15 protein-coding genes are annotated in these 16,296 nt (G+C 37.6%); 1 reads left to right on the forward strand and 14 read right to left on the reverse strand.

The window, feature by feature from the left end; genetic code table 11:
* Positions 1-96: 96 nt before the first annotated feature.
* Genes AC4HCY_RS13815 through AC4HCY_RS13825 form a run of 3 tightly spaced genes read right to left on the reverse strand, consistent with a single transcriptional unit; the run spans position 97 to position 2,758 of the window.
* Positions 97-897, reverse strand: coding sequence for an ExeA family protein (locus AC4HCY_RS13815; protein WP_352417797.1), 801 nt, complete (start codon positions 895-897; stop codon positions 97-99).
* Positions 890-2,242, reverse strand: a complete 1,353-nt coding sequence (locus AC4HCY_RS13820; protein WP_352417796.1) for a DDE-type integrase/transposase/recombinase — start codon at positions 2,240-2,242, stop codon at positions 890-892. Before AC4HCY_RS13820 ends, AC4HCY_RS13815 begins: the two co-directional genes overlap by 8 nt.
* Positions 2,243-2,287: 45 nt before the next feature.
* Positions 2,288-2,758, reverse strand: a complete 471-nt coding sequence (locus tag AC4HCY_RS13825) for a DUF6431 domain-containing protein (protein ID WP_352417795.1) — start codon at positions 2,756-2,758, stop codon at positions 2,288-2,290.
* 305 nt (positions 2,759-3,063) lie between these two features.
* Here AC4HCY_RS13825 and AC4HCY_RS13830 point away from each other — a divergent pair, with 305 nt between their 5' ends.
* Positions 3,064-4,695, forward strand: coding sequence for a hypothetical protein (locus AC4HCY_RS13830; protein ID WP_491094428.1), 1,632 nt, complete (start codon positions 3,064-3,066; stop codon positions 4,693-4,695).
* Between the two features lie 523 nt (positions 4,696-5,218).
* Here AC4HCY_RS13830 and AC4HCY_RS13835 read toward each other — a convergent pair.
* From AC4HCY_RS13835 to spoIVA, 11 genes are all read right to left on the reverse strand, one after another.
* On the reverse strand, positions 5,219-5,887 hold the full coding sequence (locus AC4HCY_RS13835) for a hypothetical protein (RefSeq protein ID WP_255225596.1): 669 nt from the start codon (positions 5,885-5,887) through the stop codon (positions 5,219-5,221).
* Positions 5,888-5,933: 46 nt separating this feature from the next.
* The gene (locus AC4HCY_RS13840; RefSeq protein ID WP_255225597.1) at positions 5,934-6,752 is read right to left on the reverse strand and encodes an EFR1 family ferrodoxin; all 819 of its coding nucleotides are present in this window, start codon (positions 6,750-6,752) and stop codon (positions 5,934-5,936) included.
* 155 nt (positions 6,753-6,907) lie between these two features.
* A complete protein-coding gene (locus AC4HCY_RS13845) occupies positions 6,908-7,756 on the reverse strand; it encodes a hypothetical protein (protein WP_255225598.1) in 849 nt (282 codons plus the stop codon).
* Between the two features lie 34 nt (positions 7,757-7,790).
* Positions 7,791-8,756: a putative nucleotide-diphospho-sugar transferase gene (locus AC4HCY_RS13850; protein ID WP_491094430.1), complete on the reverse strand. Its 966-nt coding sequence runs from the start codon at positions 8,754-8,756 to the stop codon at positions 7,791-7,793.
* Positions 8,757-8,790: 34 nt separating this feature from the next.
* Complete coding sequence (locus tag AC4HCY_RS13855) at positions 8,791-9,690, reverse strand: hypothetical protein (protein WP_323432085.1); 900 nt, start codon at positions 9,688-9,690, stop codon at positions 8,791-8,793.
* A gap of 84 nt (positions 9,691-9,774) precedes the next feature.
* Complete coding sequence (locus AC4HCY_RS13860; protein WP_323432084.1) at positions 9,775-11,133, reverse strand: UDP-glucose dehydrogenase family protein; 1,359 nt, start codon at positions 11,131-11,133, stop codon at positions 9,775-9,777.
* A 67-nt stretch (positions 11,134-11,200) separates the two neighbouring features.
* Positions 11,201-11,968, reverse strand: a complete 768-nt coding sequence (locus AC4HCY_RS13865) for a sugar phosphate nucleotidyltransferase (RefSeq protein WP_442916690.1) — start codon at positions 11,966-11,968, stop codon at positions 11,201-11,203.
* A 207-nt stretch (positions 11,969-12,175) separates the two neighbouring features.
* Positions 12,176-12,580, reverse strand: coding sequence for a polysaccharide biosynthesis C-terminal domain-containing protein (locus tag AC4HCY_RS13870; RefSeq protein WP_323432082.1), 405 nt, complete (start codon positions 12,578-12,580; stop codon positions 12,176-12,178).
* A 27-nt stretch (positions 12,581-12,607) separates the two neighbouring features.
* Positions 12,608-13,672: an NAD-dependent epimerase/dehydratase family protein gene (locus tag AC4HCY_RS13875; protein ID WP_323432081.1), complete on the reverse strand. Its 1,065-nt coding sequence runs from the start codon at positions 13,670-13,672 to the stop codon at positions 12,608-12,610.
* 2 nt (positions 13,673-13,674) lie between these two features.
* Entirely contained in the window at positions 13,675-14,640 is a 966-nt protein-coding gene (locus tag AC4HCY_RS13880; RefSeq protein WP_323432080.1) for an NAD-dependent epimerase/dehydratase family protein, read from the reverse strand.
* Positions 14,641-14,801: 161 nt separating this feature from the next.
* Entirely contained in the window at positions 14,802-16,280 is a 1,479-nt protein-coding gene (gene spoIVA, locus AC4HCY_RS13885; RefSeq protein ID WP_323432079.1) for a stage IV sporulation protein A, read from the reverse strand.
* Positions 16,281-16,296: the final 16 nt, after the last annotated feature.

Consider the following 16,296-nt stretch of genomic DNA (forward strand, 5'->3'; position numbering starts at 1 on the left):
TTGCCCACGAACTGCTCCCCATTTTCGCCGTAAATTGCTCTCTTAATTTGCTGCGGCAACTCGGAAAGGATGCCATGGCTTCCGCCATGGCATGATCTACGGTAGTTCTCCAGCAATAACAGTTCGAACCATGTAATCATCAATAAGCTTCTTGGCACGCTGTGCCGCAAACATCAGTGCATGGGTTGCTACCTTGTTGATGGCTCTTGCTGAGCCGGCAGAATATCGATGTATTTCATCAATGGCCTTTTCGGTAAATATCTCCGATGTACCTTGCGCATATTTAAGATGTGCGGCTATGTATTCTTCTGTCTGGGATCTGTCGTATTGAGGGATTTCGCACTTGATATCAATGCGCTGACGAATAGCGGCATAACGCTGGAGTTTCAGCTTATCCCATAATTCATTCTGGCCAACAAGGATGAGCGCCATAGGATTTAGAGAGTCCATTTTGTAGTTCATCAGGAAGCGTATTTCCTCAAGAGTCTCCTTGTCCAGCAAATGAGCTTCATCAACGATTGTAACGACATTTTTCCCTTGAACGCCTCGTATGATTTCAAGTTGTTGGTGCAGCTGGCGTTTGGAATCGCCGCGGTAAAACTTTGCTTCTACCCCCAGTTGATCCAGCAAACCTTTGTAGAACCACCTGGGTGTCAATTTCGAATCAGACAGATAGAGTACTTGGTATTTATCGCTGGACAACATAGATGCAAACTTCCTTATGGCGGTGGATTTGCCGCAGCCAACATCCGCTGTGACCAATGCAAACAATCGTTTTTCTGCTGCAAACTCAAGTCGGCTTAGGGTTTCATCTAACATAGGCGACAGATACAGTCCATCCACTGAAATACTATTGATAAAGGGTGTCTGCTTCATCTCGAAAAATGCTTCATACATGGTCAGACACCTCACGGTTCTTTCTGAATACAACAGCAACATCTTGGCGGGTGCGGCCGGATATATTGGCTTTGTTTAATCCGTCAAGGAATCTCGAACTCTCAGGCTTAAGCGGAGTCATGCGTTGAGGAAGTCCTGACCTGGTACCGCAGTGTTCCCCAACCACTTGTTCCTTAGCCATGAAGGGGACAAAATCCGGATGGTGGATTTCGATTTCATTAGCCCAAGACGGATCATAGTGAGCTTCAACTTTTCTGCCGATGAGCTGCAATCCGATTTCATACCGTTTACCTTCAAAGCTGATGCAACCGGTTTTATCTACAGTACGTTCCTCGCTGTGGAGGAAGGCTTCTGTAAGAGTCCGCATATCAATAAACTTGAGAGAGCGTTTATCTGTCTTAAACGCAACCTCGGGAGTTATGCCGCCAAGCCCATGATGGGGTGTTTTGTGATAATGGTCATCAATCCAGAGCTTTAATAATCTGTTGAGTTCATCCAGTGTTTTTACATCCGTTAAAGCTACTTCTGAAAGAAAGGAATCGATTCTCCTGTTAAAGGCCTCAATTTTACCCTTTCCTTCAGGATGATAGGGCTTAGCAAACAAAAGCTTTATCCCTAACTGGGTGCAAGCTTTCCCAAGCCAGCTTGATCGGTATTGCTTGCCGTTATCTACATAGATGGCATCCGGCTTGCCATATTGCATAATGGCAGTTCGTAAAGTATCTTCAATGATTGCAATCTGCTGATGCTCATAGAATTTTGCAGCCACAATGAATCGGGTGGCATCATCGATAAATGCGGACAGATACACCTGCTTTTTTGCACCATTCTTTCCAATGGATAGATATGGCCCATATTTGATATCTCCTTGGAAAAGCATGCAACGCTGTGACTTTTGAAACCGTCTTGCTGATACACCTTTTTGTGTATAGATCTTCATCTGGTGGGAACCAAAGCCCCGTTTTTGAAGGTGCCGCTGAAGTGTGCTTCGGCTGACACTGCCTTGGGGCACAATGTTTTCAAGTTCCATAATCCGGATGATATCATTGACAGATCTGCTAGGGCATTCTCTCCTAAGCTCTATGGCAGTATCGACAATCTCTTGAAAATTCTCTGGAAGCAAGCTGTGCTCCTTGGAGGCAATCTGCTTGGGTTTAAGTCCATCAAAACCATCCTTTAAATATGCATCATAATATCTGGAGATGGTTCGGTAGGATATTTCGTGTTGTGCCGCCAGCTTCTTCTTGAGCTCAACAATACTTTTGGGATCAAGATTTTCGTCTAATAGCGGCATAATAATCATCATCCTGGCAGCCGCTTGACCTTGTGCATCTTGTGTTTTCATAAAGTATCCGCTCCTTTCATTTCTTTCTATGAAGAGCATAATACTTTATGGCCATGGACAAAATGCAAACTGGGTGTGTATCGGTAATTCCCTGTTGATCATTGCCTTGTTGACAAAGCGTAACCAGCCGGGTTCGTGTTTTCGTATAAAATCGAGTAAAGAATCCTGCTTGAAAAGAGGATAATTAACGCCATAATGCCGGGACCATAAGGCATGCAATGTTCCCTCAATATGATCCTTAAGGTTTTGAAACTCAGCACGCCATCGCTTCAGTGTACTTTCATCGGCATTAGGATTTTCTTTAGATCTGTCAATCTCAGCTTGAATAGCATCAGCTTCATAATGCTTGTACGGCTGCATGCAGTCCGGCAACTCGGTATGAAGCTTGCCGCAGGTTTTACAATGCAATCGTCGTAATCGATATGTCTTTACAACAATATCATCAGTAGTACATATTAGCTTGCGATACTTGGTATCTCTGACCTTTAGCTCACCGGAGCATATAGGACAGATCAATGGCTCTTTACTCTTTATGAAAAATATTTAATTTCTCATTGAAAAATGTTTCGTAATGTGTTACTATAACCATGTTTTATGGGGCACCGCATTACGGACAACTACCTTGCTGGGGAGAGTTCGCAATGTGGTGCTTTCTATTTCACCTCAATACCAGTTGATGGAATTATCCTCACTAGTATTCTAACGAACTATCTGCGGCAAAACAAGGGAGCAAAACTCGCCGCTCCCGGACATTGTCACTGAGCAACTAGCAGCCAATTTAGCTTAGCAGAAACACTAAAGTAATATTGAAAGAAAATGAGTTGAAGGATAGCAAATGGATTTCAAAATATGTTAACCCAAAACAATATGAATTGTTTGCTAGCTACTCATTTCTGAAAGAAATTATCTTGTACTTTGTAAATAGCGATAATTTTAACACTAAGAAAATTAAAACTTATTTGGGCTGGAGAGTATTATCTAAAACAAAAGGTACTGCAAAAAAGATTATTTGGAAGTATAAAGTGAATAAAAATTGCTATATTTGCAATATGCTAAAGAAGACCTCTGGTGCAAGTATAAACTTAAGCCTTAAAATGCTTTATAAGAATTCCATTGAATTTACAAATATAACAGCTAAAAACTTGACAGTTCCTTTATTCTCATACTGCATTTTAGCTTTAATAAATGAAATATTACGGGAGATAAAGATCGAACCTAATTTCATTCTCCAATATTCAGGTAGTAAGGAATCGTATGTTATGCAATTGGTTGAACTATTTTCTACAAATACGAATCCCGAAAAAGGATTAAAAATAGATTGTCCCTTCGAGGTTAAGTTTAATTGTAGAAACGAAAACGAGAATTTTATTTATCTTACAGAGGGCATCAATAAAATAAGGGAGAAACTGGCATCAAATAAAGATAAAACGATTATTGTTGATGACCTGATAAAATCTTTAGGAAATGACTTTAATAATACTCAAGATAGTTTGTTAAGGTACTATTGTGACAGAAATAAAACCAAGAAGCAAAATGATAAAAACGGAAAGCCTTTGGATTTGAATGCATTACCAATATTAGTTTCAAATCGACTTCTCAACCATAACCTCTACTTAAAGGTGAATGTCTCAGCAGAAGATAAAATTGCAGAAAAAATTCTGGAATACAGAGAACGTGAATATAGTTTAACCGTATCAATCTATTATTTTATTTTATGGTTAGAAGATCGATTAGAAAATAAGGAATGCGAATATTATGCAACCATTGATGACAATGATGATGATACTAGAAAAAGTTTCCTCGAAGTATTGAAGCATAATTACCATCATTTGGTTCGAGATATATACTATAAAAAAGCCGATTTTACTGAAAGGGATTCTGAAATATATGCTTGGTTACTACTTACATATAATCTGTATCTTCAATATGGCTTGTCATATGATTTTATTACTAACGATGAATACATTAGTTTTTATATTGATGCACAAAGAGCGCTTCTCGGAATGGAGCTAGATGATAAATCTGCCGTTGAAAGCACTATTAAAAAAATTGATGCCGAAAAAAGGGAAGCCGAAGAAAAGACATACCAATTTATAAAAAATGTCTATGGGCTTTTCAAAAATGAAAGAAATAGATTCTCAAATATTGAGGAAGAGCTTGAGGATGGACAAATCGGGTGGTATAAAGTAATTGATGGTGAAGAATTAATCTGTTTTACTACTAATACTGTTGATAAACACATCAGAACATATTTGAAAGAGGATACGCCAGTTATAAAGTTTGACAACAGTATTAAGGCAAAATTGAAAAATGAGAAATATATTCTCAAAACCAATAATGAAGAAAATCGATATACGCTAAAACTTGTATTAAAAAATGGTAAGCCAAAAAATGCAAATGCATTTAGACTTGAAAAAATGAAAGAACTCCTAACCTTGAATGCCAAAGAGTAAAAAATTTCGGTTATGGTTTTACTTTCATAAACTTATATAACCAAGTCAAAATTTTTCATAGATTTCAGACATATTAGATTGGAGCGGGAAGTGTGGGAATCATGGGAATAATCACCCTAAAGCATTATAAAATCTAGTTTGCAAAAGAGTGGGAATTAAATAATTAGCACGCTCTTTTAACAAGTTTTTGCAATATTGTTTACTGCATTTTATTGGCTTATTTTTTGCTAACATTTTGCTAGCAGATTGGTAAATAAGAGATTTCAAGTATAATTGAGATGAAAATCGACAAATAATGTTAAAACTGTTGATTCCCAATACTTTAGAAAGAGATTTATCAGGATAATTTCGAGTTCATTCTTAGCTCTTCTTGAATGGGGTTCAAGAGGTCGCAGGTTCAATTCCTGTCACCCAGACCATTATTGAAAGTTATAAGCCTGTAATCGCAATGATTACAGGCTTGTTTGTTTCCGACTTAAAATAAGCAAAACCTGAAGCATTTAAGCAATTATGTTTTAAAGCATTAAGCGGCAGATGTTGATTTTTCCGTTTTTCCCTTTTTAGCAATTGCCAGCAGCAGGCCAAGAGCGATGGATAAAAATGCTGAAACCAGGACTCTATATTGGCCCGGCAGCAGAAACACTACAGTATGAGCAGGTATCCAGAAAAAAGGGCAAGTTTTGAGCCAGCTGAATTGAACAAGAGATTGCCAGTCATTTTTTTCTACCAGCTCGCTGAGTCCAACTTTACTCCTGCTTTTCTCGTATACAGCATCGATGTACATATCTGTAAATCTGTGAAATGCCATCATCATAGGACCGAATGTAAGGTTCATAATGGCACTCCCGAAAAATGCTTGTGCTAAATTTGAACCTTTAAGCGGAAGCCTTCCCGATGCCTGGGCAGCTGCAGTACCTCCCATGTATACCGTAAATACCAATGTAACCATAAGTCCAATGATCCCCCATATTATAACCCTATAAAAAAGGCCCTTCGGGATAATCCATTTTCCTTTTAGAACTCTTGCTCCCAATAAATCTCCCATAGTTGCTAATATAGCAAATTTAATAAAGCCTCCTATGTAGGGATGTGCATCACTAGCAGAAATAAATGCCGCACGTGTACCCGGCACTACCAAAACTACTATCCATATCAATAGGGCAAGTCCCCATAAAAAGTCACCTTTCTTCATTCTTATTCCCTCCCAGAAAAATTATATGCTCATCTGAGCAATGATCTTACAAAAATACTTCCGGCTCGCGCCTAAAAATAAAGTTGATCTCCAATTCCTCCTTATGGTGCAGATAATCCGGGTCATCAAAATATTTAGCTTGATTTGGACACTTCTTTATACAGGCACAGCATTTTATACAAATCCCCTTAAAATTTGATACTTCATCAAAGCTGATGGAACCCATGGGGCAAACCTTAGCGCACAATTTACAGCTTGTACAATTGCTGCTTGTCTTTGGAGTGACCTTTCTGATATCAACAGGTTGACCCGTTTTGTCTCTGGGCATGTAATATGGCCTATAGGGCCTTTGCCCTGGAACATCATGCTTCTCAGCATGGGATTTATTCGCCAGCTTGAATGCTATTTTGTCAGCAAATCCATTGATAATCTCTAAATCTTGACTGTCAGGCCTGTTTTTAGCAAGTATATCAGAAAAAGCATGCTCACCTATGAAAGCTCCTGAAGCAACGGTATTAAAACCTTTTGACTCCAGTATATCTTTTAATTCTATGAGAGCATCATCATAATTTCGATTTCCGTACACCACCATAGGTATAGACAATGCTCCATTGCCTTCAATTGATTTGAGGTACTTCAACAATATATTCGGAACTCTTCCGGCATAAACAGGAATTCCTATAATAACTATTTCATCATAGCTAAAAGATATAGACTCCTTCCTGACCTGCGGTAATGTAAAATCAACATATTTAATCATTGCTCTATTTTGTAATTTCTCTGATATTTTATCGGCTAAACAACATACTGCCTTTCTAGTTGTGCCGGTCGCACTAAAATACATTGCATTGATTTTAAATTCCATTGAACCGCTCCCCTCAAAATATTTCAATACAATTTCGCCAGGATACAGATGTTCTTATATATTCAAAAATTGTATAAGGCTGTTCTTTTCATTATATCAAAAAAACAGCCTTATAGTGCCTTGCTAAAATAATTGTATAGATTTAGAACATATATCTACAGATCCGAAAAGAAATATTGAGAAAAGCCTGGACTTAGCATTTCAATTTCATTGATTTTCTTTCTTAACACTTCTATATAATAGTCATATACAAAACCTTTGGCATCATACTTCCAACAAGTCGTATAAGCTTCCTTGTCCAGCATCCTCAAGCCGCTGAAATGAAAGAATATAAGCCTGAAATCATTTATATATATGATGCCGTCCATTACTTTTATATCATATAGTTTTTGATTCCAGGGAGCAGTATTCATACCTGGATGTTTCAAATAGTATACATTTTTATAAAGCCTTTTTAGCTTATCAAGATGCCCTTGATCTCCGAAATTGCCATTATCATTATATGCATAACACCAACTAATGCATTGTTCCTTCCACCAGTTTAGAGCCTCCAGTCCGTTTTTATCCCTCCTGAAGCAAACAAATCCTCCGTTTGCCTTTTCATTTATCTTATGAGTGGTTAGTATTACCGACCATCTTTTTATTCTTTTAATCAACACCATGGGATCTGCAAAGAAATAAATATCCCCATCTGCATATATAATTTGATCAATGGTGCAATAATTATCAAAAATATAGAGCAATGCAACGGGCTTAAGCGTCCAGCAATATTCGTTTTGTTTTCTCTCATTCTTTATACCCTTTAATACCGCTTCTTCCGGTTCAGAGAAATCAATAATATTGGTTCCATGGAGCTCCATTTTCTTTAATATAAAATAAGAGTCTTTATCTACACAAAAAATAAACAACTGTGCCTTTATATTGCTCTTCATCATAGATTCGTACAATGCTAAAATATGATGAACCCTTGATTTAGAAGTCAGTGAACAAATAGCCGTATCCATCTCATTAATCCTTTTAATCCTTATTTATATATTTTTAGATGAGTGTAGATTTACTTCCTTCGATCTTCATATAATTGCTTGCTGAATTCACATTATAGCTTTCCGGCAGAAATTTTGACAATTCTTCTCCTTGCCTTTTTATCAAGCTCATTCCCTTTAAAATGCTTTTAATATACGGTCTATAAATTATTTCTCTAATTTCTTCATTCAACTTCGGATAATCCCATTTCCATAAATCTAATTCGCTTTCACTGATAATAAAAAAACTGCTGAAATGAAAAAAGATAAGGATATCTTCATCAAGATAAACTTTTTCCTCTTTGAGCTCAAGTTTGCGGTTTTCAATATTCCACATTGCTGCATTTGCGACCAAGGGTTTTGCTATAAAAATCCTAGCATGCTTTCTGGGGATCACCTCTAAGTATTTCTGATCTGCAAATCTATTTGGAATCACTTGGTCATAGCACCATTCAACACATTTTGCCTCCCACCAATTCAAAATGTTCAAAGCCCTGATACTGTTTTTAAAGCCAATTATTCCTGCATTATATTTTCCTTTTTGCTTATTCAGATGTAAAAATTTATCCGAAAAGTTATGACAGGTGAGCAAAGCATCATTCTTTACCAATTGCTGAAAAAGCATTGATGGTTCTGAAAATAGATAAGTATCTGCATCCGTATAGATTATTGAATCAATGCCCCTATTGTGTTTGATTATAAACTTTATAAAGCTGGCTTTCACTGTCCAGCAATATTCAGTTATGCTCCTGTTATTTTTCGCATTCAAAAGAAAATTGTTTTCTACAGACGCTATATCAATAATCGTTGTATTAGCGAGGTTTATTTTTCGCATTACGTCATAAGATGCATTATCCATCGCGCATATCCATAGATGAAAGCCATTACGGCTATGTTTGCATATGGAATCATAAAGCGCCAGGCTCTTTATGAAATATTCCTTTGATACTATGGTGCAATAATTATTGATTGTTTCATTCATGCACTAAGCCTCCATTTGATTTATAATAATTTTTTTATATATATCCTTGAAGGCCTGCGCCCTTAAAAAGGTCATTCTTAAATTTATTTACATAGATGATCATCTGTTTATAGCTATTTACATAAGGTACATACAGCAACCTCACCACATCTTCTTGCAGCTCAATATAGCTGCATAATTCAAATTCTTCAGCATTCAAAGGTTTAAATCCGCTATAATGATAAAATATTAGCTTTTTGCCGTCTACATATATATCATCAGCAAGCTTCTTTACTATGCATCCTTGAATATTCCACGGGGTTACATTCATTTCAGTATTTTTGCTGACTCCGATCCAGCCGGGGTTTACATGTATTTTATTAAGATGCATCTGATCGCTCCACTTTCCCTTCTTGACTTTATCGTAACACCATTCAATGCATTTCCTCCTATACCAGTTTATAAATCCAACGGCATTACGGTCTCTTCTTAGGCCCATTAGCCCTGTATTGTAAATGCCATAAACATTATTAAGCTTTATATTATTCCCTTTAAATCGCTCTCTGGTCAATAAAACCGAGCACAAGCCCAACTCACTGAATATTGGTTCCGGGCTTGAATAGAATATTATATCGCTATCCAGCCATAAGATATGATCCAGTTCAGAATAATTATTGAACAAGTATAAAAATATTGACGCCTTTGAAGTCCATGCATACTCTTTTTCATTTCTTCCTGCCTTTACAGAAGCAAGCTCGCGATCTTGGGCTTCCACAGCCTTTATAGAAATTAATACAGCCTTTTCCTGCAGGATTTTTTCCAGCAAGTCTTTAACCTCATCCTGCATGCATATAAAAAACATTTTAAAGTCCATATCGTATTTCTTTATAGAATTGTAAAGCATCAAGCCTTTATGGATATAAGCTTTGCTTACAATTGTGCAATAATAATGCATGCTTTTAACTTCCTTTCTGCTCTAGTCTAATATAAGGTATGAAAAACAGCTTTTGTGAGTTATGGCCTATTATGATTAGTTCGTTCATTCTCTAAATCCTATACCTATATACTTAACTCCGTAAAACTTAGCCTTAGCATGATCTAATGCCCTGCAGCAATCAAAAACAGCGGGGGCTTTCATAAATTTTACGTATTCACTAAAGGGTATACTGGTTATGAACTCCCAATCCGTCATCAATATTGCTGCATCAGTTCCTTCAAGGGCTTCCCTATAGTCATTGAAAAATTCCACCCCGTCACAGCCCAATAATTCCGTCTTTGCCTTTTCCACTGCTGCCGGATCATAGCATTTAAGCTTTGTTCCTGCTTCCTTCAGCTCCCTTATCAGCTTGATGGACTGTGATTCTCTCACATCATCGGTGTTTGCCTTGAAAGCCAGCCCAAGGATAGCTATTGTCTTATCTTGGATTCCTGACAGTTCCTTCTTTAGGGTGCATAATATTCTTTTAATCTGCAATTCATTCACAGCTATTACAGACTTGAGTATCTTAGGATCATAACCTCTTTGGACGGAAAAGGATATCAATGACTTTATATCTTTTGGGAAACAGCTACCCCCAAAACCGCGGCCCGGCTTTAAATACTTCGTTGCATCGGGTTTGATAAGCTGACCTCTCACTTTAGGGGTAAAACGTTTATCCAGTCCTACGCTTTCCATAACCTTTAAAGCATCAATGCCGCCTGCTTCCTCAGAAATCGCAGCAATTTCATTTGAAAAGGATATCAAAGTTGCAAGCAGAGAATTCGAGGCATACTTTATCATTTCTGCCGTTCTGGGATTTACTTTTATTATTGGCGCATCAAAATGATATTGATATATATTTTTAAAAACTTCATAGCTCTTCTCATCAATAGCGCCTATGATTATCCTATCAGGATTCAAAAAGTCCTGTACCGCTTCACCTTCCTTTAAAAATTCTGGATTCATTACAAGGCCGAAATCTCCCAGTTCTTTGCCCGAAGCCTGCTTTAATATAGGCAACACTATAGTATCTGTGGTTGTTGGTACTACTGTGCTTTTTACACATACAACATGATAGTCCTTCTTATTTTTCAGAATGGCTCCCACTTCATGCGCAGCTTCTTTTATATATGTCAAAGCTATTTGGTCTCCTATATAAGGGGTTCCAACAGCTATTATAGTTATTTCAGATTCCATAACGGCTTGATTTAAATCTGTGGTAGCTTTTAAATCATTATTTTTTATAACATGTGCCAGCATGCTATCAAGCTGTTGCTCGTAGATGGGAGATACGCCCCGGCTTATGCTGTCTATTATATGCTGCTGCTTATCTGCGCAGAACACCTTATGGCCTTTGTAGGCCAAGCAAACACCTGTTACCAGCCCCACATATCCTGTACCAATTATTGATATGTTCATATATAATTAATCACCCGCAAATATTAATAGTATATAGCTCTGCATTATAGATATCATTTATTATATGCTAATACAGTTTATTTCTTATCTCTTTCCAATTTTGGCAGATGCTCACATAATCCTTATAGGTGTCTATAGAAGCCCAGATGCCTTTATGCAAATATACTGCCAGCTGTCTATCCTTAACAAGCTTTACCAGCGGTTCTTCTTCGAATACGCATTTACCTTCATCATCATTTATATAATTAAAAATTTCTTTATTCATAACAAAAAATCCGCCATTTTGAATCTGGCCTGTTTCAGGCTTTTCGGCAAACTCATATGCAATTCCGTCATTTACTTGAAGCATACCGTATGGGCTCCTTGATATCACGCCCGTCATAGTCGCTATCTTGTTCTTGCTTCGATGATATTTCAGCAGGGCATTAATATCAACGTTTGCTATACCATCGCCATAGGTCAGCATGAATTCATCTTCTTCAATGTATGGCTGGATTCTTTCTATTCTGCTGCCGGTCATGGTGTCTTCTCCTGTATCTATAAATGTTATTCTCCACTTTTCCGGCTCTCTTAGGAGCTTTATACTAAATTTGCTTCCTGTATTATCAAATATGCAATCGCTATTTTTCCATTTGTCATGAAAAAAGTATTCCTTTATTTGATGCCCTTTATATCCGATTGGAAGAATGAAGTCATTGAACCCAAAACTGTAGTAAATCTTCATTATATGCCAGACAATGGGATAACCTCCTATGCTTATTAAGGATTTGGGCATATCCTCTGTCATCTCCCTTATCCTGGTACCCTTGCCCCCGCAAAGTATTACTACCTTTATAATACTCACCTCCGGCTGCTTCTATCTTCTACTTCAGAATATGCTTTTCCAACTTTTTTTGCTACTGTTATTGATCTTGTCCTTTACACAAATTGCTCATGTCCATTATTGAACGAAACTTCATTCAGTGTGGAAATTCAAAGCCGCTCATCCTATTCTTTCAGAACCGGGATAAGCGGCCTGGAGCTATCAAGCTTTAACCAGCTATCATTCAAGAATTTCCAACCTGTATGTGTCATTGTCCGCCGGATCATACTGTTTAGTAGCAACAACTAATATTATAAGCTCTTTTTCCTTCTCATTTTTGAATGCATGAGCTATAAACGGATGCACTGCAATTAAAAGGTTATCCTTCTCATCTACTTCAATCTCATCGTAAAAGCCCGTATTAATATTTTTAACTGCAACTTTAACAGTGCCGTGAACCACAAAGAAGTACTCGATATTCAGCTTATGATAATGATTTCCCCTTACTGAATCTTTACAGCTATATAATATATAGGCCTCTTCCAATTGGCTGTGTTCTTCAGCAAGGTCTTTTTTATAAACCTTTTTTAGATAACCCCTCTCATCCTCAAAGGGCGTTATTCTTATCAAATCGAAGCCTTCCACAAATAATCTTCCTTTACAAATTACTCATCAAATCTTGCAGTTGTTCATATACCACCTCTTAAGCCTGCTCAATCCTTCATCAATCGATATGCGAGGGTTGTAATCAATAAGACTCCTCGATTTGCTTAAATCCGGACAGCGTCTTTGAGGATTATCGGTCAAGTAGTCATGCTCTTTGCTCTTAATATGATAGATAGTAATATTGCCCACTATACCGGCAATTTTTTGTGCAAGCTCATAGATTGATATCTCGTCTTCATCATTTCCTATATTAAATGCTTCTCCGTTATGATCCGACATCAATACCTTTATAAACCCGCTTACAGCGTCACTTATATAGCAGAAGCTCCTCGTTGGAGTTCCGTCACTCAACACTTCAATCCTGCCCTGATTTATCGCATCATTAAAAAAGTCAGGTATTACCCTTTTATCACCCAGCCTTAAGCCCGGCCCATATATGTTAAAGGGTCTTACAATTTTTACAGGCAATCCATACTGCTTATAATAATTTATGCACAGAGTTTCGCCCAACCTCTTGGATTCATCATAACATGCTCTGGGGCCTATGCAGGACACATTACCGTTATAGGTTTCTTTTGTAGGTATATTATCCGGTGAAGGATCTCCATAAATTTCACTGCTTGAAAAGAAAAGTATGCTTTTTACCTTTTTAGTTCCGGATAAATCCAGTAAATTTTTCAAGCCCCAGACATTTGTTTCTATCGTTTCAATAGGATACTTCCTATAGTAAGTGGGAGAAGCTATGCTTGCAGTATGAATCACATAATCTATATTCCCGGCAATCTCAAAAGGCTTTGAAACATCCACAGCTAAGAATGAGAAGTTCTCATTGCCTTCCAGGTGTTTAATCCTGACCGGTGACCCGGTCTTGTAATTTTCTATACAGATTACACTTGCAGGTTTATCAAAAACATTTTTATTGCAATAATCTATAAAGTCGAGAAGGTATGCTCCTATAAAGCCTCCACCTCCTGTTATAAGCATTTTTTGGCCTTCAAGCAGCTTGGATACCGCCTTAACATCTTCACTTATTGCAATGATGTCTTCAAGAATTATTTTATTTATGCCCACTTTTATCTACCCCGCTTTTCATAATAACGGTAATTCTCCTTATACCATCTAACAGTACTCCTTATACCATCCTCTATCGATATTTTAGGTTTCCATCCAAGGGTACTGTTTATCTTCCCTACATTTGGCAGAGGATTCCATAAGTCATTTTTCCTTTGTTCTAATACGCCGTAGTTTATCTTTGCTGCACTATTAACTTCTTTAATGATTAAATCAACATAATATTTTAATGGCTGAGTAAACCCATTACCGATATTAAAGATTTCACTTTTTATTTGTTGAGCCTGTGCAGCTATTAAAAACCCATCTATAATGTTTTCAACATAGCAGTAATCTCTATATTGCTCGCAGGAAGTGAGATTTATCTCCCTATTGTTCAGTGCCGACAAGATAACATGGGGAAAAAATTTATAGCTTCCTTCTTTCTCTCCAAAAACCCCAAAGGGTATTATCGTAACAATGCCTATCCCTAAATCAGCAGCCAGCTGATGTGCCATAATTGTTGAGGCAGCCTTTGTGCTTCCGTATATATTGTTTGGGTTATAACTTGCATCTTCATCAACTTTTCCTTCTTTATTGCCATATTGCATGCTTGTTCCGCTATTGATAAGCCTTGGGCAGCCAGCCTTGCCTGCTGAAACCAGTATATTTACGGTACCAAGCAAATTGGAATATATCGCAGTAAAGACATCTTTCTGTCTGGAATCGACACCATAAGCTGCCATGTGAAAGATGACATCCGGCCTTATTGTTTTTACACATTCATATATAGCGGTAAAATCTTGCATATCAGCATTAAATATCCTTATGCCCTTTATATGCTCTTCAATCCTCCATAGATCGGAGCTCTCACGGACAATTACGGATAAATCCGCATTCTGGCTTATCATTCTTTCTACAATATGGGAGCCCAGAAAGCCGTTTGCTCCTGTAATCAATACTCTTTTTCCATCAAAATATCTTGTCAAATGAAACTCCTCCAAATAATATACATAGCCCATTTGATGCCTTAATTCAAAGTATGATCATTATAATAAAAAGTTCCTGCTTTACTCACACAAAAGCATAAAAATCATACTTCCCATGCATAATAAAAAAGCTCGAAACCGAGCTTTTAAAAATATTGATCCTATATTATTATGCAAATGATGCTTCCCTTGGTGTCATTTACTATCTTCTCTAAGGTCAGCTGCATTTTCCCTTGTATATCATCAGGCATTTTATACAGCTTGCTTTGGAGTTCGTCTTTCACCATGTCATAGAGGGGTTTGCCAAACACATTGGTTTCCCATATTTTTTCCGGATTGCTTTCAAATTCATCCATAAAATACCTGACAAACTCTTCGCTTTGCTTTTCTGTCCCCACTATAGGCGATACCTCAGTTTCAACATTTGTTCTTATTATATGCAGCGACGGTGCGCTGGCACGAAGCCTGACTCCGAATCGCCCGCCATGCTTGACTATTTCAGGCTCTTCCAGCTTGATTTCATCCACAGACGGAGCCACAACTCCATAACCTATTTCCTTTACATCCTTTATTGCATCCCGTACCTTATCATATTCTTTTTTGGAATGTGAAAGTTCACGCATCAAAGAAATCAGCTGGTAATCTCCCTCTATGCCGTAACCTGAAATTTCTTCCAGGACTTTATAGAATAGCCCCTCTTTAAGGTTAAACTCCACGTCCACAGTTCCTTTTGCCGGATTCATATCTCTTATGCCGGCATTTTCAAGATTTTCCAATCCTGACAATGCATCTGTTGCCGCAGCTACTTCCCTCAGCCTGAATATATCTTTAGTATTATCTACTATACCGCTTATGATTTCCTTTTTCAGCCAATGATCATTTTCGAGAGAATCGATCCATCTCGGCATATGATAATTAAGTTCTCTAACCGGAAACTCAAATAATACCTTTGATAGAATACTGTTCAAATCATTGATTTCCATGTTAAGGCAATCTACCAAAATTACAGGCGTTTCATATTTTGCTTCCAATGATTGGCGCAATTCCTCTGCTTCTTGACTATCTGCCCTTGCAGAGTTTAATATGATTACGAAAGGTTTGTTTATCTCCTTTAGTTCATTTATTACCCTTTCCTCAGCCTGTATATAATTTCTTCTCGGAAGATCTGTAATGGTCCCATCAGTTGTGATCACCAGACCAATGGTTGAGTGCTCGTTTATCACCTTTTTTGTGCCGATTTCCGCTGCATCTTCAAATGGAATCATATTATCGAACCATGGAGTGTTTACCATCCTAGGGTTTCCTTCCTCCAGATGCCCCATAGCACCTTCTACCAGATAGCCTACACAATCTACAAGCCTTACCTTAAATTTTGCATTTCCTTCAAGAGTCAATTCAATAGCTTCATTGGGCACAAATTTAGGTTCTGTAGTCATTATAGTCCTTCCGTTTGCACTTTGCGGCAATTCATCCTTAGCCCGATCTCTCTTATATTCATTTTCAATGTTCGGTATTACAAGCAAATCCATGAATCTCTTGATAAAAGTTGATTTGCCCGTACGCACCGGGCCGACCACGCCTATGTATATGCTTCCTTCAGTTCTTTCGGCGATATTTCGATATAAATCAAATTCTTCCATGATTTTACCCCCTCTC

Source organism: Lutispora sp. QWL-02, assembly GCF_058315355.1.

Excerpts from the sequence above, each read along its gene's own strand:
- AC4HCY_RS13815 (WP_352417797.1), bottom strand. The coding sequence starts at position 897 with ATGTATGAAGCATTTTTCGAGATGAAGCAGACACCCTTTATCAATAGT.
- AC4HCY_RS13820 (WP_352417796.1), bottom strand. The coding sequence starts at position 2,242 with ATGAAAACACAAGATGCACAAGGTCAAGCGGCTGCCAGGATGATGATT.
- AC4HCY_RS13835 (WP_255225596.1), bottom strand. The coding sequence starts at position 5,887 with ATGAAGAAAGGTGACTTTTTATGGGGACTTGCCCTATTGATATGGATA.
- AC4HCY_RS13840 (WP_255225597.1), bottom strand. The coding sequence starts at position 6,752 with ATGGAATTTAAAATCAATGCAATGTATTTTAGTGCGACCGGCACAACT.
- AC4HCY_RS13845 (WP_255225598.1), bottom strand. The coding sequence starts at position 7,756 with ATGGATACGGCTATTTGTTCACTGACTTCTAAATCAAGGGTTCATCAT.
- AC4HCY_RS13850 (WP_491094430.1), bottom strand. The coding sequence starts at position 8,756 with ATGAATGAAACAATCAATAATTATTGCACCATAGTATCAAAGGAATAT.
- AC4HCY_RS13855 (WP_323432085.1), bottom strand. The coding sequence starts at position 9,690 with ATGCATTATTATTGCACAATTGTAAGCAAAGCTTATATCCATAAAGGC.
- AC4HCY_RS13860 (WP_323432084.1), bottom strand. The coding sequence starts at position 11,133 with ATGAACATATCAATAATTGGTACAGGATATGTGGGGCTGGTAACAGGT.
- spoIVA (WP_323432079.1), bottom strand. The coding sequence starts at position 16,280 with ATGGAAGAATTTGATTTATATCGAAATATCGCCGAAAGAACTGAAGGA.